Consider the following 25,644-nt stretch of genomic DNA (forward strand, 5'->3'; position numbering starts at 1 on the left):
ATATCTTTTTTCTGTTAAATGAATGTTTTTACTATTTTGAATTAGCAATTAGTATGCTACAGTGAAGGAATAATCTAGAAATCACTGTTTTTATAAAGACTTGGAGGTATCTCATGAAAATGATCGAAGCTTTAGCTCTATCAGCGCACTATATCCATCTTGCATTAAAAGAGGAAGCGATTGTAGCTGTCATTGAGAAGGAAAGTGAAACAGTAGTAAAATATTTAGCAGGCAAACGTGTTCACACAGGTTATGTGGATGGCCAAAAAGTAAATGCGAATGATCAAAATGTGTACATCGCCTTTGCTGGAAAAAATGCAGATGTCATCATTCCCGAGGATGTATACGGCATTGCCATCAATGCTTTTGCATTTCCGATTCGAGAAAATGGTAAAGTTATTGGAGCACTAGCCTTTGGATTACCGATTGATAATGAGCTCAAACTCGAACATTATATGAATACAATGGATAATATCGTAAATAATCTTCAAGATAAAGTACATACGATTGCCTCTCATTCAGAGGAGTTAGCAGCAACTAGTGAGGAAATTAACAAACAGGCGCAACACGCGCTTGAGGATTCCGAAAAAACAAATGATGTTACAGATTTAATAAAAAGTATTTCTCGTCAAACGAATTTACTTGGTTTAAATGCATCGATTGAAGCGGCTCGTGCCGGTCAACATGGAGCAGGTTTTAATATCGTAGCACAGGAAGTCAGAAAACTTTCTTTTGAAACTTCTAGTGCAACGGAGAATATTGAAGCTTCTCTTCGCAATATTAATCGAAATCTTGATAATCTAAAGCAAAATATGGGACAAATCAATGATGCTACTAGTGAACAAGCACAGCTTGTACAAGATTTTAGTGAAATTATTGAAGAACTAACGACGCTCAGTCAAGAAATGAAGGGCTTTATGCATAATGCTTTGAAATAAAATATAGAATTGAGGTGGCAATAGGATGGAAATTATTATCGATCATGAATTATCGTTACGAACAGTGACGTTAGATGATGCAGAGGCTGTTTTTGCGCTAACAGATAATTCGAGAGAATATTTACGAGAATGGTTACCGTGGTTAGATTTCACAAAAGAGCTTTCGGATACAAAAAGCTATATAGAAGGCTGTATTGCTGGCTACGAAGCAAAAAGTAGCATGTCGCTAGCGATTATTTTCCGCGATAAAATTGTAGGAATCGCGGGCTTTAATACTATTAATTATACCAATAAAATTGCAGCAATCGGCTACTGGCTCGGTAAAGACGCTCAAGGCCATGGCATAATGACCAAAACGGTACAAGCTTTAATACATTATGCTTTTAGCGAGCTACAATTAAACAAAGTAGAAATCCGTGCAGCCGTGGGCAATGTAAAAAGTCGTGCTATCCCTGAGCGACTTGGTTTCACTATTGAAGGAACAAGTCGCGCTGCAGAGTGGCTATACGACCATTATGTTGACCACGTCGTTTACGGTATGCTTGCCAACGAGTGGAAATAAGTGAATACTTTTGCAATGTCATGAGTTTTAACGCTGATAGTAACTCACTTTGCGCCACTAAAACTCGATCAATCGCCACAAAAGCTTCCCTTAGCAATAAAAAGCTACCTAATACTCAAGTATTAGGTAGCTTTTTCTAGTATTTATTGTTCAACAGTTTCTTTTTGTTTTTCTGCAGTCGCAACAGGCTCTGGCTGTTTCACTAGCTCTGTCGCAATACGCTCAAGCTCTGGTCGCAATGTATGCTTACCAGCATAGCTTTCGATTAATTCCTTCACATCAATGCCTGACGTTTCTTTTAATGTTTCCTGTAGTGTTGACATTAAGTTCGTTGCATAAGAAGTCACCTTATTGGCACCACTTCCGCCTTCTCCGCCACCAGTATCAACAACTGTAATTTTATCGATATTGCCTAGTGGACTTGCAAGCTCTTTCGCATACTCTGGCATCATGCGAACAACCATATCCAGGACAGCTGCTTGACCGTAGTACTCGAAGGCTTCTGCAATTTTACGTTTCGCTTCTGCTTCTGCAAGACCTCGTAGGCGAATAATATCAGCTTCTGTTTCACCTTGCGCACGCTCAGCATCCGCTTTCGCGATACCATCTAAACGAATCTTCTCCGCTTCCGCTTTCGCTAAAGACTCAATACGATATTTCTCAGCATCTGCTTGCGCAAGCTCACGCATTTTTTCAGCTTCTGCATTTTGCTCAACTGCATAACGATCAGCGTCTGCTTTTTTCTTCACTTCTGAATCGTATTGCTTTTCACGACGTAAAATTTCTTTTTCTTCTAATTCAATTTGCTTTTGACGTTCAATAATGCGAATTTGCATTTCTTGTTCAGTTACTTCCTGTTTGGCACGTGCAGTTTCTAATTCGTAAGCTTGGTCTGCACGAGCTTTCGCAATATCTTGCTCACGACGGAATTCCGCCACTTTTAATTGATTTTCTTTTTCTGCTTCCGCAATTTCTGTTGCACGTTCTATTTCAGCCTTTTGTGCTTCTTTTGATGCTTCTGCACGCTTAATACGTGTTTCTTTTTCTGCAACTGCAGTCGCAATATCTGCATCTCGTTTAACTTGTGCAATTCTTGGCTTACCAAGTGAATCAAGATAACCATTTTTATCGCGCACATCTTTAATTGTAAAGGAAACAATGACAAGACCCATCTTTGCTAAATCTTGTGAAGCAACGCGTTGTACCTCTTGCGAGAATTTATCTCGGTTTTTATAAATCTCTTCAACCGTCATAGATCCTAAAATCGAACGTAAGTGTCCTTCCAATACTTCACGTGCTTCACCCTCACGTTCTGCCTTTTGCTTTCCTAAAAACTGCTCAGCAGCTGTAGCGATTTCTGAAATCGAACCACCAATTTTAATAATTGCTGTACCATCGGCCATTACTGGAACGCCCTGTTCCGTATAAACTTCAGGTGTTGTAACTTCTAATTTACTTGATAGTAAGCTTAATGGTTGAGCTTGCTGGAAAATCGGGAAGACGAATGTACCGCCACCACGAATAATTTTAATTCGATTTCCTGACTCATCTTTATGTACATTTTTTGAGCCAAGATAGCTACCTGTTACAATCAGTGCTTCATCAGGACCCGCTGTACGATACTTTGTTACATATAGTGCCACAAGAGCAATTAAAATAAATGCTACAATTCCTAGAACAATCAAAATCTCCATCGACATAATAGTATCTCTCCTTTAAATAAATTTTCTTTCATAGGCTTTCACAAAAAGAGTGCCTGCCCTCACTTCAACAACAAGGACCGTCGTTTCATAATCAATTACCTCATTGTCAAAGCCTGTTGCGCGCTTTGCAATCATACCGCTCGTAGTCTCAATGACAACTTCACCAAAACCATCAGATGGTATCGGTACAATAACCTTACCTAACTGACCTTCAAGTGATTCTTCTGTATAAGCTAATGAGACATCGGCAGATTTTAGTGGAACGAGAATAAATAAATAAAATAGGGCACTTAAAATAACTCCAATTACAGCAGCTACACCTATATTCCAAACGCTAGGGAAAAAGGCTAACTTTTCTAAAATAAATCCAGCTGCTGACATTAACGTAAGGAAAGATAGAATGACACTTGGATTAAAAATCGGTAGACTCTCTCCTATGCCCTCGACAGCATCACCGAAAAACATAAACAAAACCGTTGCCAGTCCCGCGAAAATTAATACTACTAAATAAATTTGCTCCAATGTATAGCCAAATAGCGTCAAATAGATCACCCCTTTTCAACGTATTACCTACTATACGGATGTACCAAGAAAAAGTTTCAAAATTTTTAAGAATATCTAAATTTTTAGATTAATAGTCATTTGTTTGCGTATATTTATTGTTCACTTCAAACCATGTTACAATAGAAAAGAATAAAGGCATCGAAGGAGATAATGCATGAAGCTATCCACCGTTTTAAATGTTTGTATTTTCTTATTTTTCACTTTACTATTTGTCAATGATTTTTTCCCTGCAACGACGCTAGCAGAGCTATTGTCGAAGAAAATTATCCTTGTCATATTAATCGTTCTTGTATGTATACAAATGGTGACTTCAAAAGGTACATATAAAAAGATATCCAAAAAGGCGTATGCTGGATTAACGCTCTATACAATTGGCCTTTGGATTGTGCTCACACTATTAGGCGGCGAATCAGAAATCGGCTTATCTTATAACAGCCCTATTTTCTACCTTATTGTGATAGTACTTGGCTTTGATTTACTACGTGTTTATCGTCAATGGAAACGTGAAGAAGCAGAAAAAAATAACGTAAAATAAAAGCATGTCCGCCGATTGGATCTAAAAACCAATTGGTGACATGCTTTTCTCATTATGCTTGTGTATACTTAATAATATCACAGTAAACAAGGTATTCAATTAGGATTCTAATACATTTAATATTGCATCTAGCTCCTGAACAGCGTGATCTAAGCGTTCCTTCGCCTCGATATTTTGTTGCTTCAACTGACTATACTCTAATAAATTTTTTTCATGCTTTAATTTAATAGAAGATAGGCGTTCAATACGTGCCTCGACCTTGTCAATTGCTTGCTCACAAACAGCAGTCCATAATTTTTCCGATTGCTGCATTTCTGTCGTAGACGGATTATGTTGGCGCAAAATGCGTGCGTATACCACTTCGATTTGTTCAATTATCTCTGAGTAAAAATGACGCTCTACACGTGTAGTTTGGAACGTTGAATTCTCTACATCTTTAGCATATGGCGTAATTTGACGTAATATCTTCCCGGCATTTTCTCCAAAACTATGCGATAAATTCAATACATTCATTAATTGCAATAGTAAGCGAATTTCTTCAAGATTAATAAGCTGTGAATCGATATTTTCTTTAACCTTTAATGATTCCATATATCGTCGACCGAAATGCTCAATTTCACCATTATGTTGTTCTACTAAATGTAAACTCGCATTTTCTTTTAAACTTTTAATATAACGAATCGCATGACTTCGTAGCTCTTCCAGCGAAAGCATGTTGTCATTCCCTTGTTGTGGCTTACCTCGTTGAACATATGCAAATGCATCCACTTTGCGTGGCCATGTTGCTTCTTGGTTTTTTTCTGAGACATTGTAGCGTATATAAATTCCGTGCATTTCATATCCTCCAAGTCCATTAAACAAGTATCTCTAAAGACAATAAATCGAATACCACTTTTTTTCAAGTAATATACTTTTAAGATTCAAAAGTTTTTTAACAAATGTTTATTTTGCTGACCTTAATTCTTGAATACTTTTTCCTTCTGTAAAAGCATGGATAGATGTGATTTTACCTAATGACTGGAAATTCGCTTTTGTATAGACCTTAGCGACTTGCTCATTAATAGGCAAAATCCACAAATACTTTAACCTGTTTATAACAGATTCTTTTTGAATATGTTGTAACAAATAACCAATTAAACCTTTTCCGCGATAGTTTTCTAAAGTTGCTACACTTTCTATTCTACCATGTTTACCAGAAACAAATATATTTGCCGTGCAGCAAGCTACCCCGTTCATTCTTAATAAATAATACGTAAAATGCTGTGATTGATAAGTTTTATCGAACGCTTTTTTTATTATAGCAGGTTCACCAAACGTGGAAATGCTCATTTCAACTGCTAGTGCTTCCTGTACATTAGCATTCGTTACACGTTCAATTTGAATTGCTGGATTAACCGGTAATTGAACAGTTACTCCATTCCAGCATTGTACCTCATCTATAAAAGACTCATATTGAAAGCCATGTGCTTGTAATGCCTCGATACAATAATGATTTTCCTCTAAATTGTATAGGTACATTCTTGGTATAAGCCCTTTTGATGTATAAAAATGTTTTAAGTCCGTTAAAAACCTCTCCACTTGCTCAATCTTTTTCCAAATATGCGCGTGATTAGCGTCAAAGTACGTTGGCATTTCCTTATTGTAAAAGAATACGCCTTGCGCACAACATTCCATCACACTAAAACTATTGATATAGTCAATGTCTAGTTGCATGATGTGCTCTAGCTTATGCATAGTCCGATCCCCCTTCTAGCCATCTTTCATATAGCATTTCTAGTTGTTGCTCTAGTTTTTGACGTTGTTCCTTAACAAGTGTTGGTTCAGATAATTTAAACTCTAGCTTTTCAATTTGTTCATCAATTGGAAGTTCTTTATTACTTTGTACAATAGTCTTTGTGATTTTTTCTATTGCCGGTACTTGTTCTATAGGTAAGTGCTTTGTCCTTGCCCATTCATAATCGCCTTCATATACATGAATTGTTGAATGGTCAATCCACGCAATTTTTGTAAAGATCTTTTGTAAGAAGTAACGGTCATGCGATACACCGATTATTGTACCTTCAAAGGATTCAAGCGTGTCTTCCAATACTTCTCTCGCCTCAATATCTAAATGGTTAGTCGGCTCATCTAAAATGAGTACATTAACTTCTTCATGCATCAGCTGTGCTAGACGAAGACGCATCTTTTCACCACCACTTAAGTCCTTCACTTTCTTGAATACGTCATATCCATAAAATAAAAACTGTGCAAGCATATGACGCGCCTCTGCCTCTGATACGGATACACACTCTCTAAAGGCATCAATTAAACGAATGGTCGGATTTTCATGTTCATATTGTTGAGACAAATAGCCAATCGATACACTATTACCTACTTTACACGTCCCTTGATTCGGTACAATTTCTCCTAACATCATTTTTAATAACGTAGATTTCCCACTACCGTTGTTGCCCACAATCGCCAAACGTTCTCCAAAATAGATCGATAAATGACTATCCTGCAATAATGGCTTATCAAAAGCATGACTTACTGCTTTCATTTGTACGACTTCCTTGCCACTTCGTTCGGCCATCGTTAAAGCTAAATTCATTTTCTTTTTGGTGATTGGCTTTTTGACACGTGCTATCCGGTTTAATGCCTTTTCCATACTTTTAGCACGGCGATACAAAGCAGCATTCGGTGGATTCGCTTCATTTGCCCACTGTCTTAAGCGTTTAATTGCTTCTTGCATTTTTTTAATTTTCTTTTGTTGTTCTTCATATTCAGCAAACTGCTGTTCAACTTTTGCTTCTTTTTGCGCAATAAAATCGTCATAATTTCCCTTGTACGTAAACGCCTCTCCATCCTCAATTTCGATGATTTTTTGTGCCATTTGATTCATAAATTGACGATCGTGCGATACGGCAATAACAATGCCAGAAAAATTACGAGTATAGTTTTCGAGCCATTCGATTGCTTGCATATCTAAATGATTTGTTGGTTCATCTAATAGTAAAATAGACGGGTTACTTAGCAGAATTTGACCAAGCATGACCTTTGTTTTTTCACCGCCACTTATACTTGCAAATGGCAATGGGAGTAATGGCGTAATACCAAGACCATTTGCAATGGTCGCTAGTTGAGCATCAATTTCATAACCCCCTTGCAACATAAATTGCTCCTGGGTATGACCATATTGTTGTAATATTTTGTCTGAAACATTCACTTGCATTTCCTGTTCCATCGTAGTCATTTTTGCTTTTAGCGCATAGATTTCAGCAAATGCTTGCTCCAGTACTTCTTTTACTGTAAGCAAAGGGTAGCTAGGAATTTGATGTAGATAGCCAATTGTTGTTCCTTTACTTTTGATAATACGACCACTATCAGGTACATCTATACCTGCTAGTAATTGTAGTAAAGTCGTTTTACCACTGCCATTTACACCTACAATAGCTACATGTTCCCCTTTATTGACTTCCAGTTGAAGCCCTTCAAATAATATATTTCCACCTATTACCTTTTGAATTTGTTCAGCCTTAATTTGCATTGTTTTTCCTCCATAAAACGTGCGAAAAAACATCTTTAGACAACAAAAAAGACCGCTCGATTAACAAGCAGTCTTTTCCTTTTTTATTTGTGAAAAAGAATGGCTAATCCGCTACGTGTAGTATTTGATTTTGCTTAAAAATAGACAGACCTATCCCGTTATTAGCAAAATCGAAAGTTAGAACACGTGCAAAATACATAGCGGTATCCACTTTTACACTTGTTCTCGTAGCGTTTTGATTCATTCCTTTTCACCTCCGTTCTTATAATTAGTGATATCATACCATATTACAAAGAAATTGGGAATGAGTATTTAACATGAATTAATCGAAGCGATAAGTCGACACTTCGAAAGGATTGCTGGCGATTTATTCAAATAGGACATTTGAATGCAAAAAAGGGCTTTAACATCAACTCTTTTAGTACAATATTCTCAAAAAATGCATCCCAATATTCACTAATTATATTTAATTTAGAAATATACAAAAAGCATAAGTAATTATATACTAGTAAAAATAGAAATGTTTTCCTTAATTGTATGCAAAACAGCAGTAAATTTTGCAATAACTTGCTGTTTATTTATGTGGATTAAAATGTGGAGGGATTTATGAAAAACTTAAGTATGCAAATGAAAATGAGCTTGTTAATTGTGACGATTATTTTATTTGTTTTAATTGCTGTTGGACTTGTAAATATTAGTGAAATGAAAACGACCCTTGAATCAGAAAATAATACACGTCTTAGCCAAATCTATGAACTAAGTGTCTATAATTTGGAGCAAATATTACCAGGTGAATGGCATTTGGAAAATGGTGAACTTTACAAAGGAGACGCAAAAATAGCGGATGAAACTGCATTAATCGATAAATTAGGAGAGTTATCCGAAGCAGCTATTACCATTTTCGCTAATGATACACGTGTCAATACAAATGTTATGGTAGATGGACAGCGTGCGATTGGCACAACTTCCGATCCGAAAGTAACAGAAGCCGTTATAACTCAAGGAAACATATACAGTGGAACAGCTGATGTAGTTGGCAAACCTTACTTTACACAATATGGACCGATAAAAAATGCCAATGGAGAAACAATTGGTATGATTTTCGCTGGTGTTCCCTCCTCTGAAATTAATGCGGTAGCACAAAAAATGATGCTCAAAATGGGGGTAGTGGCCTTCATATCAGCAATAATTGCTGTAATTGCAGGTACATTACTTGTGCGTAATATTGTAAAACCTTTAAAACGTTTAAATACCCAGCTCGAAACAATTTCCGCTGGTGAAGGAGATTTAACACAACAACTCGTTGTCAACACAAAAGATGAAATTGGAGATCTTGCAAAATCTTTCAATGCCATGCTCGAAACGCTACGTAAAATGATGCATCAAGTAGATGAAACAGCTAATCAAGTATCTGCTTCATCCGCTGAACTATCAGCAACTGCAGGCTCCACAACAAAAACAACTGAACAATTAACAGCTAATATGCAAGAATTAGCAAGTGGCGCAAGTACGCAAAAACAAAGTGCCAATGAAAACGCTGAAGCCATGCATGATATTGCTGGTGGTATTCAACATGTAACGGAAACAAATATGGAAGTATCCTCACATGCTACAGAAGCTTTTGATACGGCGAAACATGGGGAGAAAACAGCACAGGCCATGCAAGCACAGATGCAGGCTATGACAGAGACAGTTTTAGAAAGTGCCAAGTCAATCGTTGCACTTGATGCACATGCTAATACAATTGGAAATATTGTCGAGGTCATTCATGCAATAGCTGACCAAACAAACTTACTTGCTTTAAATGCATCCATTGAAGCAGCACGTGCAGGAGAACATGGTAAAGGCTTTGCAGTCGTTGCAGAGGAAGTTCGTAAATTAGCTGAACAATCTAAAACATCTGCTGCTCAAATTACCGAGACTATTCATACGATGCAGCATCTAGCACAAGAAGCGAGTGCGCATATGGAACAAAGCGAAAAGGAAGCCGCTTCTAGTGTAGAAATTGTTCGTACAACAAATCTTGCATTTGAAAACATTACAACAAAAGTGGCTATTGTCACAAATAAAATTCAAGAAGTTTCAGGGATTGCTGAAGAGTTATATGCGCGTATTGAACAAGCCAATGCATCTACTCAAATTATGGCAGAAATAGCCGTCGATGCACGAGAGCAGTCAAAAGTCGTTTCACAAATTGCTGAGACGAACCTCTACTCGATGGAGGATATTAACGATGCAGCAACTACCCTTACAAAAAACGCAGAAACGCTGCAAAATTTAATTCATCAGTTTAAATATTAAATAACTCAAGATTGTTCATCGGTAAACCCAATGAGCAATCTTTTTTACGTTTTCGCTTTTTTCACAAATACTTTCACTAACGGTACAAGGAATATGGACACAATCAATACACGGAATAGCTGAAATGCAGTCACAATGGTCACATTTGCATGAACAGATGCAGCAATAATCCCCATTTGGTCTAGCCCTCCCGGTACGATACTCAAAAAACCTGTACGAAAATCAAGTTCGTACAAATATTTCATAACAAATGATAAAGCATATGCAGATCCTATAAAAAGACCCGCTGAAATAAATGCGTAAAAAACATGCTTCTTTGATAAATGTAAATCCTCTTTTTTCAGTAGCAGGCCAATATAAATCCCGATAACGAGCTGGGCAATATGAAGAAATGATAACGGCATTTTAGGCACTTCAAGTCCAGCTATATTCAAGCCCATTAATAAAAATACTGGACCTAACATATAGCCTGTTGGAATTCTCACCTTTTGGGCAAGCCACCCTGCCATTCCACAAATAAGTAGTAAAATGAATAATCGCAATGAAAGACTTCCATCAACCGTGACGATATTTTCACCAATGCTTGTCACCATTAATGGTACAAAGCCAACAATTAGCAGTACTCGCAACACCTGATAAAACGTAATCACAGCCATATTCATATTCCCTTGCTCCTCAGCAAAGGCAACAATTTGTGTCATTCCTCCAGGGACACAACATGTTAAAGCAGTCGGAAAATCTAATTCAGTACGTTTTGCTACTATCAAACTAATAGCAAAAAATAACAGGATAAAAATCAAGTTAAGTACAATGATACTGCCTAGAAACTGTTGAATATCCTGTAGCGCTTCTTTAGTAAAGGCAAAGCCAATGGAATATCCCGCTACGACTAAACCAATATTTCGAAAATATATATGCCATTGCAATTGTACTTTTGTAAATAACTGTACACAAAGTACAGCTGCTATTGCCCCAAGTAACCACGGCATCGGAATATGTAGAAATTGAAATAACAGCGCTCCTAACAACCCGATACATAATGTTAAGAACATCTGCTTATAAAATGTAAACATTGCTAGCAACCCCTCAAGAATGATAATTCTATTATGACCGCAACCTAGCCAATTTGCTACTCCTCCACACTTCTTAGAGAAAGTGCCTGCCACCGAAACAATTATGAATTTTCAGATATTCATTTCCCTGGGTCTACACGCAATGAATTTCAACAGCAGTTATTGAATAAAACCTACCTGTTAATCATTAATTTTTACCACTTATCAAACAATTTATCTAATCTAAAAATTTCTATGCTACATTAATATTAACCTGATTCAGTAAATAAATGCCTTTCCTTTTATAGGAGATGAGGTAATACGCAATTACCAAAGGAGGCCTCCAATGAAAATTCATTTAATGATTAATAGCGCGCTAGAAGAAACTGAGATCCATATACATGCAAAGGAGTACAACGAGCACATCGAAAAATTGATGAAGCAGTTGCAAGCAGCCCAAACGACCATGCTCGATGGCTATTTGCAACAAGAAATTCATCTAATAAAAATTACTGATATTTATTCAATTTATGCTGAAGGCGCTAAAGTCTTTTTACAGACAGAGGAGCAAGAATTTGAATCCAAACGCAAATTATATGAGCTTGAAGCGCAATTAGCGAAAGATTTTGCACGAGTCAGTAAATCCACTCTCGTTAACATTAATAAAATTGCTTCTATTCAGATGGGCAAAATTGGCGCAACGGAATTATTGCTAGATAATGATGTGTCAATTCATGTCAGCCGGAAGTATTTAAAAGAATTAAAACGCCAATTAGGTATTGGGAGGGATTCATAATATGAGAGTATTACGCATGATGATTATTGGTCTACTCATCTCACTTAGCTCATCCTACACTTTAGTGACCTTAAGTCTCATTTCTAATCATAGAATGGCATCAGGACCTGAATTACTCGAGCAAATAATCATTGCAGCCATACTCGGAGCTGCGATAGGTCCTCTGTCCAGCATTTTTGACATAGAACGTTTACTATTTTCCACTCAGCTTATTCTCCATTTTATTGCAGTGACATTGTTCGTCATGGTAGCGGGCTATATTGGCCGTTGGTTCGAACATTCAGGAGTTTTGTATGTGCTCATTGTGGAAATCATTATTTATTTCATTGTATGGTGCATTTTATATGTACTACAAAAGAACGATATTGAGGAAATCAATAATGAAATCAAAAAAAGAAAGGAATAGACAAATATGGCGTTTGCAATTCAAGTCGAGCATTTACAAAAGCAATATGGGGAACAATTAGCGGTAAAAGGAATTTCCTTTAAGGTGGAACAAGGCTCTCTTTTCGCCTTTTTAGGTGCGAATGGTGCTGGGAAATCGACGACCATTGAAATATTATGCACATTATTACAAAAGTCAAGTGGTACTGTAACGATTAACGGTTATACGCTCGATGAGAGGTCGCATAATGCAGAAATTCGAAAATCAATCGGCGTTGTGTTCCAGCAAAGCCTACTCGATGAACGATTAACGGTGCGTGAAAATATTGTACACCGCGGTAAAACATATGGTTTATCGAAAACACAGCTTGCTGAAAACTATCAATTTGTCTCTACCTATTTACATTTAGATGATATTGAACAGCAAAAATATGGCACATTGTCTGGTGGTCAAAAAAGACGCGCAGATATAGCACGTGCACTCATTCATCGACCACAAATATTATTTTTAGATGAACCAACAACTGGACTTGATCCACAAACACGTCAATTCGTTTGGCAAACGATCAAACAACTCCAGAAAGAAACAAATATGACGGTATTTTTAACAACGCACTATATGGAAGAAGCTGCAGTTGCAGATCAGGTCATTGTGTTAAAACAAGGTCGCATTGTCGCTGAAGGAACACCTGATTCCTTAAAAACAAAATATGCTTATGACCAAATGGCACTTGTATTTCATGATCGATCTTCAGGGTTAGAATGGCTACAAGACACCACATTACATTTCACCGAAAAGCAAGGCGTTTTCTCAGTTCGAGTGGATTCTACTATGCATGCACTTACACTTTTAAAAAGTGCAGAACCCTTTTTAGCCTCGTTTGAAGTTATTAAAGGAACGATGGACGATGTCTTTCTTCATATTATGGCACAAGGAGATGCTACGTAATGGAAGCAATGTTTAGCTTAATTCAACGTAATAACAAGGTTTTCAGGAGAGATAAAACCCAAGTATTTTTCTCCCTTCTTTCCGTTATAATTGTCATCGTTCTTTACGCGGTGTTTCTTCAAAAAATGCAAGTCGATGCAATCGAGCAAATGACAGAGGCTACACCAGAATTGATTGCAATGGTCAATGAATGGCTAGTGGCAGGCTTATTATCAATGATGGCTGTTACAACAACTCTAGCAGCATTTGCTATTACCGTTCGGGATATTGAATCGAAGGCGACAGCAGATTTCCTAACTGCCCCTATTTCCCGTGCAACAATTCAGATGAGCTATGTCATGAATGCCTTTATTATCGGATGCATCTTCTCTCTCATTGCCCTAGTAGGCTGTGAAATTTTCTTAGTGGCCACTGGCGGTCATCTCCTTAGCTTTGGTGCCCTAATTAAGGTGATTGGTATACTGTTATTATCTGTGTTACTCGCAAGCGTATTTAATGTGTTTCTCGTACTATTTGTTAGCACACAAAATGCTTATTCAACACTGAGTACAATCGTTGGCACAGTATTAGGATTTTTATGTGGTGTCTACGTCCCTGTTGGCGTTCTACCAAACTTTGCCCAACAGCTTATTATGTATTTTCCAATCAGTCACACTACATTATTATTGCGCAATGCTTTTATGGAAAGCTCAATAACGAAGGTTTTTGACGGTGTTCCTGTCGAACAGGTGGAAAGCTATAAGCTAAACTATGGTATTGTTTATGAGCTGAATGGTCACTCTCTTAGCACCTTAACAAGCTATATTGTTATTCTAGTAACAATCATCGTGCTTGCTATTTTATCAGTCTTTATTTTTAAAAAGAAAAATCACTAATAGTCAATATGTACACATCGCTTTCAAACGCGATGTGTATTTTTATTGCTTTTTAACAAACATTTTGTTATTTTATATATAAATAAACAAACAAAATAAATAAACGTTTGTTTTTTAGGAGGTTTTACAATGGATGTAAATCAATTATTTTGGCAGGCTTCTATCGAGGACATTACGCATGGCTATACAAATGAAGCCACACACTACACTTGCCTTCTTTGTGGGGAGAAAATTGAAAAAGGTATTATTTATCCACATGAAAATGTACTATATGAGGCTGAAAAATTTATGCAACACCATATTACTGCTATACACCAATCAGTTTTTCATTACTTAAATGGTTTAAATAAAAAAATGACAGGTTTAACAGAACATCAAAGTCATATTTTGCGCCTTTTTTATGAGGGTAAAACCGATCAGGAAATTAAAGAAGAACTAGAAATTGGGAGCGCAACAACTATACGTCATCATCGTTTTGCTTTAAAGGAAAAAGAGCGTCAAGCTAAAACATTCCTTGCCATGATGGAGCTATTAAAACAACAAGATCAGAAGGAAGATTCTTTTGTACCAATCCACAAAACGGCTACGATGGTCGACGATCGCTATAATATCACCCTTACTGAAGAACAACAGTTGCTTGAAAAATATTTCCCTAATGGCATCGGTCAAGAGCTTGTCCGCTTCCCAAAACGAGAAAAGCATAAAATCGTTGTGCTACGTGCTATTACAAAGCTTTTTGATGAGTCAAAAGAGTATACAGAAAAAGAGCTTAATGCAATAATCCAACCAATCTATGAGGACTATGTACAAATTCGTCGCTATTTAATTCAATACGGTTTTATGGATCGTAAAGATGATGGCAGCGCTTATTGGGTAAAAAAATAAGAAAGTAGGGTTAACAATGGACCACAAAAAAGAATTAAAAGAACTTTATAAAGAAATGAAAATTGAAGCAGGAGTTTTTACAATGACAAACAAACAAAATGGTAAAGTGTTTGTTGGAAGCTTTAATAACTTGAAACGGTTAAACGGATTTCAGTTTATGTTAAAAACAAATACTTATACGAATAAAGCTTTACAGTCGGACTACAATACATTTGGCAAAGATGCTTTTCAGCTTGAGGTAGTGGAGTATTTGAAGGAAAAAGAAGAAGGCTATTTTGATGCAAAAAAGGAACTCGAAAAGCTTGAAGAAAAGTGGCTTGAAAAGCTTCAGCCCTATGGCGAGCTAGGCTATAATTCTTAAATTGTTTAAGTGACGGGCACTTCGGAATTCAGAATTGTTTCGGTGACTGGCACTTAGGGCACGACGTAAGCCGCAACTCTCGCTATCTCGTGGTCTGTTGCGTCTTACATTACGTGCGTTCCCGCAACCTACTAGAAAAGTTCAGAATTGTTTGAGTGACTGGCACTTAATTTTTCTTTTTTTGTTAACTTTGCGAACACGAGGTCATAGGAGTGCCGGATTAAATTTTCAAGTAAATCTTCTGGAATATTCGCATCCATATAAATCGAATTCCAATGAGTTTTGTTCATATAGTACCCTGGAATGATTCCTTCGTAGGTTTCTCTTAATTCTTCTGATCGACTAGGTTCACATTTTAAAGTGATAATAGGCTTTCTTGTAGCATCTCCGCCCATCATTGCAAACATTTTTCCCCCGACATGATAGCGGTCTGCCTGCCATTCTTCTTTGTAATCATGAGTCGTGCCGCGTAGTTTTAAACAAAATGCATGTATCGTATCTTTTTGCATCGTTACCCCATCCTCCTATCCTAGAAAATAAAAACACACGTTCGATTATCATTATAATCAATAACGCGTGCTTTTAACATACATTTTTTTCAATAGTAACTACATTTAAGGTAATCAACAATACATGTTTATATTATTTAGAACCACGATCAAACACCCCGATTACTTCGGTCGTTTGCAAAATATTTACAAATGCTTTCGCATCTACTTCTTTTATTAAACTTTTCACTTCCGCCAGCTGGTAGCGTGTAATAACGGTAATTAGCACTTTTCGTCCCTCACCTGAATATCCGCCTTTAGCATCCATCATTGTAATGCCCCGATGCAGTCTAGTTAAAAGTTGTTGTTTCACATCCTCACCATTGCTCGTAATAATCATAAGCGTTAGCTTAATATTACTCGTATGGATTGTATCGACAACCTTCCCTGTGGCGTAAATTGAAACGAGCGTCAGCAATGCTGCATCCCAACTAAAAACAAAACCTGAAATCGCCACTACTATCCCATTCATTGCTGAAATAAGTGCACCAAGGGGAAAATCTCTTTTGCGACTTAAAAGCATAGCAATAATATCAAAGCCACCTGAGGAACCAGATGCACGGAAAATTAGACCTACACTCAAGCCAACAATTACCCCACCAAATAATGATGCCAATATCGGTTCCTCTGTTGCCTTATAAATCGGAATGATTAATAATGATAGGGACATTACCGTAACTGACAGTATTGTATACGCAATAAAGCGTTTCCCTAGCTTCATTACACCTAAAATTAGCAACGGTAAATTTAATAAAAGATTCAATACACCTGTATTCAGAGGTGTAACAATACCAAGCATTATGGCAATCCCGCTTAATCCACCGCTCAAAATCTCATGCGGTATTAATAAAAAATTATATGCAAAGGCCATTAATATTGAAGCAAGCGTGATAATAATAATATTGCGCATGAATTCCCCTACCATTCTACAACGAACAATTTTGATAATCTTCTCTTTAGAATACCCAACTTATTCGCCCGAAAAACCTAGACCTTCGTGTATTATTGTGGCTTTCAAGCATGTCTATTTACTTTTTTTCTGCTCTTCCTTTAGCGGCTTTTCATTTTTCGGTTCTTCCATTTCTGCCACTTTCATAATTCGATCAAGCATTGTCGGATGTGTATAGCGGAACCATTTAACAAGAAGCGGTGGATTGACTTCACTTAACCCTGATATCGTAAGCTTTTGGAATGCCGTTACCGCTGCCGTACGATCGCCCATCAATGATATGGCATAATTATCCGCTCTCGTTTCCTGATATCGTGATACATAGTTAGACAAAGGACTCGAAGCAAATAATAATAAAGATGTAATGAGTAAAAATAGTGGCAAAGAATTGATGTCACTCATTTTCGTAATTTTCAATGCATGTCCGTACCGAGCAATCGCCCACATCATACTTTTCGCTGTTATCCAAAGCCCTATTAAGGTCAATAATAAATAACCCGCAATGCCAAAATAAATATGCTTCTCAACATAATGTCCCATCTCATGTGCCATGATAAATAAAATTTCATTATCAGTTAAGCGATTTAATGTCGTATCCCATAGTACAATTCTTGAATTACTACCGATACCAGTTACATAGGCATTTAGGGCATTTGTCTTTTGTGCCATATTAACTTCATAGACATGCTCTGCCGGAATATTAGCTTGATCAGCTATTGCTAAAATTTTCGTTTCTAGCTCTTTGTTTTTTAACGGATAAAAATCATTGTATAACGGATCAATGACAACGGGCTGAAGAAACATGACAAAAATCGTAAAGGGAATCGTTAATAGCCATGCATATAGCCACCATCTCTTCGCGCTCTTTTTAATCAACCAATATATAACTGATACGACAATAAAGGTCATTCCAAAGTTGATCCAAAAATCAATAACCCCATCTCGCATCCATGAGGTAAATGCCTGTGTACTTATTCCATAGCTTTTACTTAAATGGTAGCGATAGTATTCAATTGGGAAAAGCACTACATAAAGCAAAAATGATAATAAAAATAAATAGGCAGCATTTTGTAGCAGTTTCCATTTTGTTTGGGAAGTCGCAACTTTTTCAAAATAACGAGATACACCCATTAACAAAATGACCATATAAGCCAGCCATTCAAACGGTGTTACTACAAAGAATAGGAAATTTCGTATTTTTGAATATTCACCACTTAAGTTTAATTCTTTTTCAGACATAAACATGACTGGGTCCGCAGCGGTTCCTTGAAACGCCCGCGGTATTGTGCCACCGCCACTATGAAATATATACCAGTACATGCAAAGAACATAAGCACCAAATAATAGTAGCGCAACAATTCCCATCTTTTTCGCTATGTTATTTCCCCCTTACTCCACACAAAGTTCGTCCTATAGTAAGTGTAAGCTAATTTGAAAAAGTTAGAACAAACTTTATATGTTTTTATTTTACCTAATAAGAAATTGTCCATTATTCTCCATAGTCATTCCAAATGATGCATGTTCCAATTTGTTACTGCACCATAATAGTTGATACTTTCTATATAGTGACTAATCTAAAAATATTTAATAAAGCGGGTATCTATTGGTTTCACGGGTAATTCTCCCTGCTCCGCGGAATTCTCTCCCCGCTTCGCGGAATCCTCTCCCTGCTTCGCGGAATTCTCTCCCTGCTTCGCGGAATTCTCTCTTTGCTTCGCGGAATCCTCTCTTTGCTCCGCGGAATCCTCTCCCTGCTTCGCGGAATTCTCTCCTTGCTCCGCGGAATCCTCTCCCTGCTCCGCGGAATTCTCTCCCTGCTTCGCGGAATTCTCTCCTTGCTCCGCGGAATTCTCTCCCTGCTTCGCGGAATCCTCTCTTTGCTCCGCGGAATTCTCTCCTTGCTCCGCGGAATTCTCTCTTTGCTTCGCGGAATCCTCTCCCTGCTCCGCGGAATCCTCTCCCTGCTTCGCGGAATTCTCTCCCTGCTTCGCGGAATTCTCTCCCTGCTTCGCGGAATTCTCTCTTTGCTTCGCGGGTAAACCTTCTTATTCCACAGATATTTCCCTCTGTCCAGCGGATAAACCCAAAAAAAGGGCTCCTAAGGAAAGCCCATGATCCATTTCATATAATGATTTGTTTGCTTACTTGTTCCTCTGCTCTGTGTGTTTTTTGTATGTTTTAACCACTTCAAGGATATATAATTGTTCTTCCTCAGATAATTCTTTTGCAATACTATAAATGTCCGAAAGTACTTTAGCACTTTGAACAGCCTCATCTGTATCGCTCATTTCACCTTCACCTGTCAAAAGCCAATTCTTATTAATTTTTAAACATTGACTGATAGCATTAATCACAATCATCTGTGGTTCAGTTTTATTTTTTTCGAGATTAAAAATTACACCCCTTGAAACGCCTATTGTTTCAGCAAGTGCATCTTGCGTATACCCTTTGTTTTTACGAGCGTATATTAATCTTTCACCTAAAGAGTCCATTAAAATATCACCTCTGTATTGTATTATAACCGAAATAAAATTCATTATCAAAGCATTTAATCATTGACAACGCATATAATACAACACTTAATTCATTGACAACGCAAAATACGCGTGATAAAATTCATTCATAAAGCATGCTACAAGGAGATGATTGTCTTGTCAAAACAAAACAAAGCCGTTTCATCTGAAAAAACTTTGAACGAAATTATTGATACAGCCAATGAACTTCCATTGGAGTACCAAGAAAAGGTTCTCGATATTTTGCGAGGGATGGTTTTTACGAAAAATTGCTTGATTAAAAAAGGGCAGTTACAGCAATCTGAAAAACTATAACGCTTACTAGTTTTATAATTTTTCATAAGTTATGCTGCTATACCACCACATTACAAAGAGAACCAAAATATTCAGCAATCTTACAGCATTCAAAATCATGCATTAATAATATGTATTGAAAACATGTTGATTAATAGCGAAGGGAGGGATGACCAACTTGCTTACCGAGTTACTTAATTTGAATGCGATCCAAATTGCTAACGAAGTAGCTAACTGGCAGGACGCTATTCACGTCGCTTCATTGCCCCTATTACAGCAAAATAAAATAGAAAAACGCTATATCCAAGCAATGATAGAATCCATCGAACAACATGGTCCATATGTAGTGCTTACACCTAAAGTAGCCATTCCACATGCGCGACCATCTGATGGAGTAAATGAATTATCAATGAGCTTATTAAAATTGCAAAAACCTGTACAATTTGGACCCGATAAACCCGTGTACTTAATTATTGTGTTAGCAGCTACAGACAATACAACTCATTTACAGGCATTAGTTGATTTAACACAAGTGTTACAAGAACCAAGTCAAATCGACAATATTATCGAATGCAAGTGTCCAGAATGTATTATTGAAAAAATAAAACAATATGCTGCAAAGGAGCGATGATGATGAAGATTTTAGTTGTTTGCGGAAATGGCTTAGGCAGTAGCTTTATTATGGAGCTAAATGTTAAAAAGGCACTGCTTGAACTCGGAAAAGATGTTGAGGTGGCGCATACAGATTTAGCATCTGCAATGGCAGAGAAAGCCGATATTTATATCGGTGCAGGAGATATTATCGATCAATTGGATAACGGTACTCGTAATATTGTACGTATCGTTAATATGATGAATGTTTCAGAAATTAAATCTAAGCTTGATCCACTACTCTAAAGCTTTACTCAATGGCATCTGTAATGCTTTTTAAAATTGGATTGGATTGAGGTGTTTGTATGTTAGATATTATTATGAATGACATTTTAGGTACACCAGCAATATTAGTTGGCCTATTTGCGCTTATCGGCTTACTAATACAAAAAAAATCGGCTTCTACTGTCCTTTCAGGTACATTAAAAACCATAATGGGCTTTGTCATCTTGGGCGCTGGTGCAACCGTTTTAATTGGATCTTTAAATCATTTTAGCAAAATGTTTGATCATGCCTTTCAAGTTCAAGGAGTTATCCCCAATAATGAAGCGATTGTAGCGGCAGCGCAAACGACTTTTGGAACGTCCACCGCCATGATTATGGTATTTGGTATGGTAATGAATATATTGCTAGCGCGATTTACCCCTTTTAAATATATTTTTTTAACTGGCCATCATACATTATTTATGGCGTGTTTAATCGCAACTTCCCTCTCGATAGGCGGTATGAGTGGTGTACCTCTAATTATTGTCGGATCCATATTATTAGGTATTTGTATGGTTGGCTTCCCTGCCATTTTACAGCCTACAGTGCGACAAATTACTGGTAATAATGATTTCGCAGTCGGTCATTTTGGAAGCATTGGCTACTATGTATCTGCTAAAATAGGTCAACTATTTGGCAACAAAACTAAATCAACTGAAGCAATTCTAGTACCAAAATCATTAGGATTTTTACGAGATACATCCGTTGCCATTTCCTTAACAATGTGCCTATTTTTCATTATTGTTGCCTTATTTGCAGGTCGTTCTTATATAGAAGGACAATTATCCGATGGCTCAAATTTCATCGTTTTCGCAATTATTCAAGCGATTACCTTTGCTGCTGGGGTTTATATCATCCTAGCAGGGGTACGCATGCTGATAGCCGAAATTGTCCCTGCATTTAAAGGGATTGCCGATAAGCTCGTACCAAATGCTAAGCCTGCATTAGATTGCCCGACAATATTTCCATTTGCACCGAATGCCGTTATCATCGGCTTCCTCTTTAGTTTCCTAGCTGGTATTTTGTCTATGTTCGTACTCCCACTAATCGGGCTAAAAGTCATTATACCTGGCCTTGTGCCCCACTTCTTCACTGGAGCAGCCGCAGGTGTTTTCGGAAATGCAACAGGTGGTCGAATCGGCTCAATGGCAGGAGCCTTTGCCAATGGCTTAATCATTAGCTTCATTCCTGCGATACTACTCATCTTTATGGGAGACATCGGCTTTGAAGGCACCACTTTTGGTGATTCTGACTTTGGCATCGTCGGGATTATTATTATAAATATTTTAAAATTAGTGGGTGCGGTATAAATATATACCTCATTTTCACAAAAGCCCTTCAATTATTAGATAGCTTCTAACAATTGAAGGGCTTTACTTTCTTGCAAGCCATTCACCTTATAGTTAGTCCAATATTACTTCTCCATAACAAACGCCGTTTTCCCACGCTGATCCGCACTTAGATAGCCAGCTCCTTCTAGATGTTCACGCCATACTACTTCAATCGTTGCAGCTTTTGCAGCATTGCTTTCTTTTGTCGATAGCTCTGTCATGATTTCACCTTGATAATGCCAAACTTCAATATCTGCCTCATATCCTGCATAGCTTCCTTTATATGTTGTTGCATTGGCAGGTCCATAGACGACTGCCTGTGATAATGTGTTATTAAACCAAGTTGCAGAGTCCCAATTTAAAATTTTCTTTGGCACATTATCTAAAATTAATTTTTTTGCAGCACTTGTATCCACAGCATCGTAGTTAACTTTAGCAGTTCCCTTCAATGACTCTTTTCGACTAATTGTAAATGTACGATTACCGCCCTTAATATCCATTTCAAATTTATAGTTGGATTCGTCACCTGTAAAGCCGTGGCTTTCAGTTATTGCAAGCGCTTCTTCAAGTGGTGTATTGAGAAATCTCTTTTTATACGTAATGTCGATTTTATTGCTATCTTTATAAACACGCAAACGATTGTTATAGTCTGCACTTAAAAAATCTTTACTTTGTGTATCGAAGTAATAAATTTTCACTTCATCTTTTTTAGTAGCTGTGAAAATTTTCAAAATGTCCGACTCATTGAACAGCTCTGATTTCAAATTATATTTAATCTCATGCCCAGGCTCAATTGCCGCTTTTGCCGGTATAGTATTCAACATGCCAATTGTACATAATACCAATCCCATTACGCCTAATTTCATTGCAATCCCTTTAAAATAATTTCTCATATAATTTCGTCCTCATTTCCGATTATTTTTTAAAGTGTCGTTTCTATATTCGTTAACTGACTGTGAAAATAAATGGTTTTATGAGCATTTATGTGCTTTGACAGCACGATGGTATCCTGATAATCGGGATGTGTTTTGTAAAAAAAATGTTTTATTTGATTTGGTGCTAATTGTTGCGTGTAAGTGCCTTTATTAAAGTACCCTGTAAAGATTACAATTGCTGATGGTAAATCCATTAGTAGCCGCGTAATTGTTACTTCATCTCGCTCTGGAACAAAATAAATAGCGTTACCTCCTATTGTCATCTCTTGTAAGCATTCACTTTTGAATGACGGCAATAGCTTAGTAGATACAACATTTTCGGGCGCATCGTAATACTCTTCAAAGAAAGGAAAAAAATCATTATCGATAGACACCTTTCTTGTAGTATGCTCAAAAAGGTAAAACGCAATATCAGCAGTTTTGCCCGAAAAGGAGGAAGGAAAAATAATTGGTCTACTATCGTTCGCATCGATATAATCCGCTAATTGCTGTAATATTTCTTTGTTGTTAATGTGCTTCTCAAAATGGCCGCTATCTATGAACGCAACGTTATAATCATATTTTCCCATCCTCGGAAGATTAGTCTTTAATTGATAGGACTCCATTACATAATCTCCTGAAAAAAATATCACCTCCTCTAAAAATCGAATGCTGTACCAAACGCTCCCTATTAAATGCCCACTATAGCCCCATTGAAATGAAAGATTATCGTTAATATTTATCCAACTGCCAATCGACTTTGGCTCAAACGTTTGAATGTTTTTAAAAGATTGCTTTAATTGTTTCGCTGTTATTTCACTCATAATGAGTTGACCATCGTAGCCCCACTGTCCAAGTAAAGGAAGTGCACCCACATGATCAATATGGGAATGAGAAATAAACACTGCATCTAGTTTTGCCACATGGGCGGGTGTTAAATTTGGCTTAGTCTTTTCACTATTGTTCATAACACCACAATCTAGTAAAATGGCACGCCCATCCTTTTCGAGATAAAAGCAGTTACGGCCATACTCCCCAACTCCTCCTAAAATTTCTATATTAAGCACCTACGCGCCCTCCCCGTTTTTGAAGCCAATCTAATAGGAACATAAAAACTACGGTCATAGCGACTGTAATAACAGCAACAGCCATTCCTAGCCCAACATTGCCTTGTTCAAATTGGCTGTAGATAAACGTTGCGCCTGTCTCAACTGATGGTGGCAAAATAAGGAGGCCTGCGACTAACTCACGCATTGAAATAATAAATGTCATCATCATGCCAGCGAGTATTCCCTGCATTAACAGTGGGATGAAAATATATCGATACATGTCCCAACTCTTCCGTCCAAAAATAGCTGCTGATTGGAAAATAGATTGATCTAACTGTGAAAATGTAGATTTTGTATATTGCACAGAGTATGGTAGGAAAAGCACACAATACGTCACAACTACCATTGTCTTTGTATTGTAAATTGTCGCTGGGAGCCAAGGTGCATTCCAAAACATAATTAAACCGACGACAAAAACAATTCCAGGAATAATATTTGGCATTAGGCTAAAGAAGTCTAACATTTGTTGCTTTTTCGTTTCACCCTTTTTAATGTAGAGTGCAATAAAAAAACCAATTATCGCTGTAATAACGGCAGTTAAAATTGAAAAAACAACACTATTTAAAAATGCTGATAATCCCGCGCTTCCGCTAGTAAACACAGCCTGATAAGACGCAAAACTGAAATTGCCGGCACTTAAACCATCTCCTCGAACCTTTTGTAACGAAGTCACGATAATCGAAAAGTATGGAATGCCGATTGCAAACAATAACACAATCCCTATATAAAACCATGCCCCAAGCTTGATAAACCATTTATCTTTTATTTCACGAATAGCGGGTGTTTTTCCTGAAAGCACGCTATATGTAAACTTTCGTCCGATAAGATTTTGAAAATACCAAACAACGAGACACACTGAAAGTAAAAATAATGAGAGCGATGTTGCCATACGAATATCTACTGGCCATCTTGAAAGATAAGAGTGAATTTCTGTCGTAAAAACTTGAAATCCGATGCGACTTCCAAACGTTGCAGGCGTCCCAAATTCCGCCAGCGTTTTAATGAAAATCAGCAATACTCCTAGAACATAGCTTGAAACGAGTAAAGGCAATATAACCTGCAGCCAATTTCTAAAAGAACTGCGACCAAAAATTAGTGCAGCATCTAAAAATGAACCATTTATTCTAAGCAACGTATTTTTCAGCATTAAATATAAAAAAGGAAACAGGTGTAGGCTCATCACCATGACCATGCCAAATAAAGAAAAAAAGGCATTCGATAACCAAGCGGTCCCCGGTACTAACTGCTGTAAAAAACCATTATTTTGCATAAACAATATCCATCCCATAGAACCGATATAAGGAGGTGTCATAAAAGGAATCGTTAAGATAATATCCAACCAATCATATTTATGTAAGCTTGTTTTTGTCCGAATTAATGCCATAGGCAATGCCAGTATCGTAGTCCCTAAAATAACGAAAGCCCCTAGTAATAAAGAATTACCTAATGTACGCCACAAACGATCATTGTCAAACATTCTACTAATTTGTGAAACGTCAAAATGACCATCATGGACAAATGTATAATAAACAATGGCTATTAATGGCGCGATAGCAAACGTTGCGACAATCGTCAATAAGAGGCCAAAAGTGCGTTTACCTTCCATGATCATCGTTGCATCATTCCTTTCTTAGAAAACA

Annotated in this window: 28 protein-coding genes; 14 read left to right on the forward strand and 14 right to left on the reverse strand. The window is 37.2% G+C overall.

Features of this window, described 5'->3' with window-relative positions; translation table 11 throughout:
• Positions 1-113 precede the first annotated feature (113 nt).
• Positions 114-938 carry a methyl-accepting chemotaxis protein gene (locus ACIQXJ_RS11165; protein WP_401008335.1) on the forward strand — a complete coding sequence of 275 codons (825 nt, stop codon included), beginning with the start codon at positions 114-116 and terminating at the stop codon, positions 936-938.
• A 25-nt stretch (positions 939-963) separates the two neighbouring features.
• Positions 964-1,500: a GNAT family N-acetyltransferase gene (locus ACIQXJ_RS11170; protein ID WP_403053360.1), complete on the forward strand. Its 537-nt coding sequence runs from the start codon at positions 964-966 to the stop codon at positions 1,498-1,500.
• Positions 1,501-1,643: 143 nt separating this feature from the next.
• Here the strand turns inward: ACIQXJ_RS11170 and ACIQXJ_RS11175 are convergent, their stop codons facing one another.
• Positions 1,644-3,200: a flotillin lipid rafts scaffold protein FloT gene (locus ACIQXJ_RS11175; protein ID WP_403053363.1), complete on the reverse strand. Its 1,557-nt coding sequence runs from the start codon at positions 3,198-3,200 to the stop codon at positions 1,644-1,646.
• Between the two features lie 15 nt (positions 3,201-3,215).
• Positions 3,216-3,746 carry an NfeD family protein gene (locus ACIQXJ_RS11180; RefSeq protein WP_403053366.1) on the reverse strand — a complete coding sequence of 177 codons (531 nt, stop codon included), beginning with the start codon at positions 3,744-3,746 and terminating at the stop codon, positions 3,216-3,218.
• 175 nt (positions 3,747-3,921) lie between these two features.
• On the opposite strand from ACIQXJ_RS11180, the gene ACIQXJ_RS11185 reads away from it, so the two are divergent.
• Positions 3,922-4,302 (forward strand): hypothetical protein, encoded by a 381-nt coding sequence (locus ACIQXJ_RS11185; RefSeq protein WP_340825292.1) that lies wholly within the window; start codon positions 3,922-3,924, stop codon positions 4,300-4,302.
• A gap of 99 nt (positions 4,303-4,401) precedes the next feature.
• Here the strand turns inward: ACIQXJ_RS11185 and ACIQXJ_RS11190 are convergent, their stop codons facing one another.
• From ACIQXJ_RS11190 to ACIQXJ_RS11205, 4 genes are all read right to left on the reverse strand, one after another.
• The gene (locus tag ACIQXJ_RS11190) at positions 4,402-5,136 is read right to left on the reverse strand and encodes a hypothetical protein (RefSeq protein ID WP_403053369.1); all 735 of its coding nucleotides are present in this window, start codon (positions 5,134-5,136) and stop codon (positions 4,402-4,404) included.
• 108 nt (positions 5,137-5,244) lie between these two features.
• Positions 5,245-6,036 carry a GNAT family N-acetyltransferase gene (locus ACIQXJ_RS11195; RefSeq protein WP_403053372.1) on the reverse strand — a complete coding sequence of 264 codons (792 nt, stop codon included), beginning with the start codon at positions 6,034-6,036 and terminating at the stop codon, positions 5,245-5,247.
• Positions 6,029-7,828 carry a ribosomal protection-like ABC-F family protein gene (gene abc-f, locus ACIQXJ_RS11200; protein ID WP_403053375.1) on the reverse strand — a complete coding sequence of 600 codons (1,800 nt, stop codon included), beginning with the start codon at positions 7,826-7,828 and terminating at the stop codon, positions 6,029-6,031. Before abc-f ends, ACIQXJ_RS11195 begins: the two co-directional genes overlap by 8 nt.
• Before the next feature lie 103 nt (positions 7,829-7,931).
• Positions 7,932-8,072 (reverse strand): RAxF-45 family protein, encoded by a 141-nt coding sequence (locus tag ACIQXJ_RS11205; protein WP_340825298.1) that lies wholly within the window; start codon positions 8,070-8,072, stop codon positions 7,932-7,934.
• A gap of 362 nt (positions 8,073-8,434) precedes the next feature.
• Between ACIQXJ_RS11205 and ACIQXJ_RS11210 the strand changes: the two genes are divergently transcribed.
• Positions 8,435-10,129: a methyl-accepting chemotaxis protein gene (locus tag ACIQXJ_RS11210; RefSeq protein WP_403053378.1), complete on the forward strand. Its 1,695-nt coding sequence runs from the start codon at positions 8,435-8,437 to the stop codon at positions 10,127-10,129.
• 44 nt (positions 10,130-10,173) lie between these two features.
• Here ACIQXJ_RS11210 and ACIQXJ_RS11215 read toward each other — a convergent pair whose 3' ends face one another.
• Complete coding sequence (locus tag ACIQXJ_RS11215) at positions 10,174-11,202, reverse strand: AbrB family transcriptional regulator (protein ID WP_403053381.1); 1,029 nt, start codon at positions 11,200-11,202, stop codon at positions 10,174-10,176.
• A gap of 325 nt (positions 11,203-11,527) precedes the next feature.
• Here ACIQXJ_RS11215 and ACIQXJ_RS11220 point away from each other — a divergent pair, with 325 nt between their 5' ends.
• The 6 genes from ACIQXJ_RS11220 to ACIQXJ_RS11245 all read left to right on the forward strand — a co-directional run bounded on the left by ACIQXJ_RS11220 (position 11,528) and on the right by ACIQXJ_RS11245 (position 15,431).
• Positions 11,528-11,977 carry a LytTR family DNA-binding domain-containing protein gene (locus ACIQXJ_RS11220; protein ID WP_340825302.1) on the forward strand — a complete coding sequence of 150 codons (450 nt, stop codon included), beginning with the start codon at positions 11,528-11,530 and terminating at the stop codon, positions 11,975-11,977.
• Between the two features lies 1 nt (position 11,978).
• Entirely contained in the window at positions 11,979-12,383 is a 405-nt protein-coding gene (locus ACIQXJ_RS11225) for a DUF3021 domain-containing protein (protein WP_403053384.1), read from the forward strand.
• A gap of 6 nt (positions 12,384-12,389) precedes the next feature.
• Complete coding sequence (locus tag ACIQXJ_RS11230; protein WP_403053387.1) at positions 12,390-13,310, forward strand: ABC transporter ATP-binding protein; 921 nt, start codon at positions 12,390-12,392, stop codon at positions 13,308-13,310.
• On the forward strand, positions 13,310-14,185 hold the full coding sequence (locus tag ACIQXJ_RS11235; RefSeq protein WP_403053390.1) for an ABC transporter permease: 876 nt from the start codon (positions 13,310-13,312) through the stop codon (positions 14,183-14,185). The genes ACIQXJ_RS11230 and ACIQXJ_RS11235 overlap by 1 nt, the downstream gene beginning before the upstream one ends.
• Positions 14,186-14,314: 129 nt before the next feature.
• Positions 14,315-15,070 (forward strand): DUF2087 domain-containing protein, encoded by a 756-nt coding sequence (locus ACIQXJ_RS11240; RefSeq protein WP_403053393.1) that lies wholly within the window; start codon positions 14,315-14,317, stop codon positions 15,068-15,070.
• Positions 15,071-15,086: 16 nt separating this feature from the next.
• Positions 15,087-15,431: a GIY-YIG nuclease family protein gene (locus tag ACIQXJ_RS11245; protein WP_403053396.1), complete on the forward strand. Its 345-nt coding sequence runs from the start codon at positions 15,087-15,089 to the stop codon at positions 15,429-15,431.
• Positions 15,432-15,562: 131 nt separating this feature from the next.
• Here ACIQXJ_RS11245 and ACIQXJ_RS11250 read toward each other — a convergent pair whose 3' ends face one another.
• The 4 genes from ACIQXJ_RS11250 to ACIQXJ_RS11265 all read right to left on the reverse strand — a co-directional run bounded on the left by ACIQXJ_RS11250 (position 15,563) and on the right by ACIQXJ_RS11265 (position 19,420).
• Positions 15,563-15,940 carry an MmcQ/YjbR family DNA-binding protein gene (locus ACIQXJ_RS11250; protein WP_403053399.1) on the reverse strand — a complete coding sequence of 126 codons (378 nt, stop codon included), beginning with the start codon at positions 15,938-15,940 and terminating at the stop codon, positions 15,563-15,565.
• Between the two features lie 133 nt (positions 15,941-16,073).
• Positions 16,074-16,889: a YitT family protein gene (locus ACIQXJ_RS11255; RefSeq protein WP_401008417.1), complete on the reverse strand. Its 816-nt coding sequence runs from the start codon at positions 16,887-16,889 to the stop codon at positions 16,074-16,076.
• 114 nt (positions 16,890-17,003) lie between these two features.
• Positions 17,004-18,305 (reverse strand): M48 family metallopeptidase, encoded by a 1,302-nt coding sequence (locus tag ACIQXJ_RS11260; RefSeq protein WP_403054894.1) that lies wholly within the window; start codon positions 18,303-18,305, stop codon positions 17,004-17,006.
• A gap of 764 nt (positions 18,306-19,069) precedes the next feature.
• Positions 19,070-19,420, reverse strand: coding sequence for a helix-turn-helix domain-containing protein (locus ACIQXJ_RS11265; protein WP_401008421.1), 351 nt, complete (start codon positions 19,418-19,420; stop codon positions 19,070-19,072).
• A 159-nt stretch (positions 19,421-19,579) separates the two neighbouring features.
• Between ACIQXJ_RS11265 and ACIQXJ_RS11270 the strand changes: the two genes are divergently transcribed.
• The 4 genes from ACIQXJ_RS11270 to ACIQXJ_RS11285 all read left to right on the forward strand — a co-directional run bounded on the left by ACIQXJ_RS11270 (position 19,580) and on the right by ACIQXJ_RS11285 (position 21,960).
• Positions 19,580-19,756 (forward strand): hypothetical protein, encoded by a 177-nt coding sequence (locus ACIQXJ_RS11270; protein ID WP_403053403.1) that lies wholly within the window; start codon positions 19,580-19,582, stop codon positions 19,754-19,756.
• Between the two features lie 157 nt (positions 19,757-19,913).
• The gene (locus ACIQXJ_RS11275; protein WP_173478407.1) at positions 19,914-20,366 is read left to right on the forward strand and encodes a PTS sugar transporter subunit IIA; all 453 of its coding nucleotides are present in this window, start codon (positions 19,914-19,916) and stop codon (positions 20,364-20,366) included.
• A 2-nt stretch (positions 20,367-20,368) separates the two neighbouring features.
• Positions 20,369-20,632: a PTS sugar transporter subunit IIB gene (locus ACIQXJ_RS11280; RefSeq protein WP_403053406.1), complete on the forward strand. Its 264-nt coding sequence runs from the start codon at positions 20,369-20,371 to the stop codon at positions 20,630-20,632.
• A 59-nt stretch (positions 20,633-20,691) separates the two neighbouring features.
• Positions 20,692-21,960: a PTS ascorbate transporter subunit IIC gene (locus ACIQXJ_RS11285; protein ID WP_403053409.1), complete on the forward strand. Its 1,269-nt coding sequence runs from the start codon at positions 20,692-20,694 to the stop codon at positions 21,958-21,960.
• Positions 21,961-22,064: 104 nt separating this feature from the next.
• Here the strand turns inward: ACIQXJ_RS11285 and ACIQXJ_RS11290 are convergent, their stop codons facing one another.
• From ACIQXJ_RS11290 to ACIQXJ_RS11300, 3 genes are read right to left on the reverse strand one after another with little or no spacing between them, the layout of a single operon-like run.
• Complete coding sequence (locus ACIQXJ_RS11290; RefSeq protein WP_403053412.1) at positions 22,065-22,874, reverse strand: hypothetical protein; 810 nt, start codon at positions 22,872-22,874, stop codon at positions 22,065-22,067.
• Between the two features lie 29 nt (positions 22,875-22,903).
• On the reverse strand, positions 22,904-23,962 hold the full coding sequence (locus ACIQXJ_RS11295; protein ID WP_403053415.1) for an MBL fold metallo-hydrolase: 1,059 nt from the start codon (positions 23,960-23,962) through the stop codon (positions 22,904-22,906).
• Positions 23,955-25,616 carry an ABC transporter permease gene (locus ACIQXJ_RS11300; RefSeq protein ID WP_403053418.1) on the reverse strand — a complete coding sequence of 554 codons (1,662 nt, stop codon included), beginning with the start codon at positions 25,614-25,616 and terminating at the stop codon, positions 23,955-23,957. Before ACIQXJ_RS11300 ends, ACIQXJ_RS11295 begins: the two co-directional genes overlap by 8 nt.
• Between the last annotated feature and the right edge of the window lie 28 nt (positions 25,617-25,644).

Origin of the sequence: Lysinibacillus sp. NPDC097868 (assembly GCF_044761135.1) — a bacterium.
Taxonomy (GTDB): Bacteria; Bacillota; Bacilli; order Bacillales_A; family Planococcaceae; genus Lysinibacillus.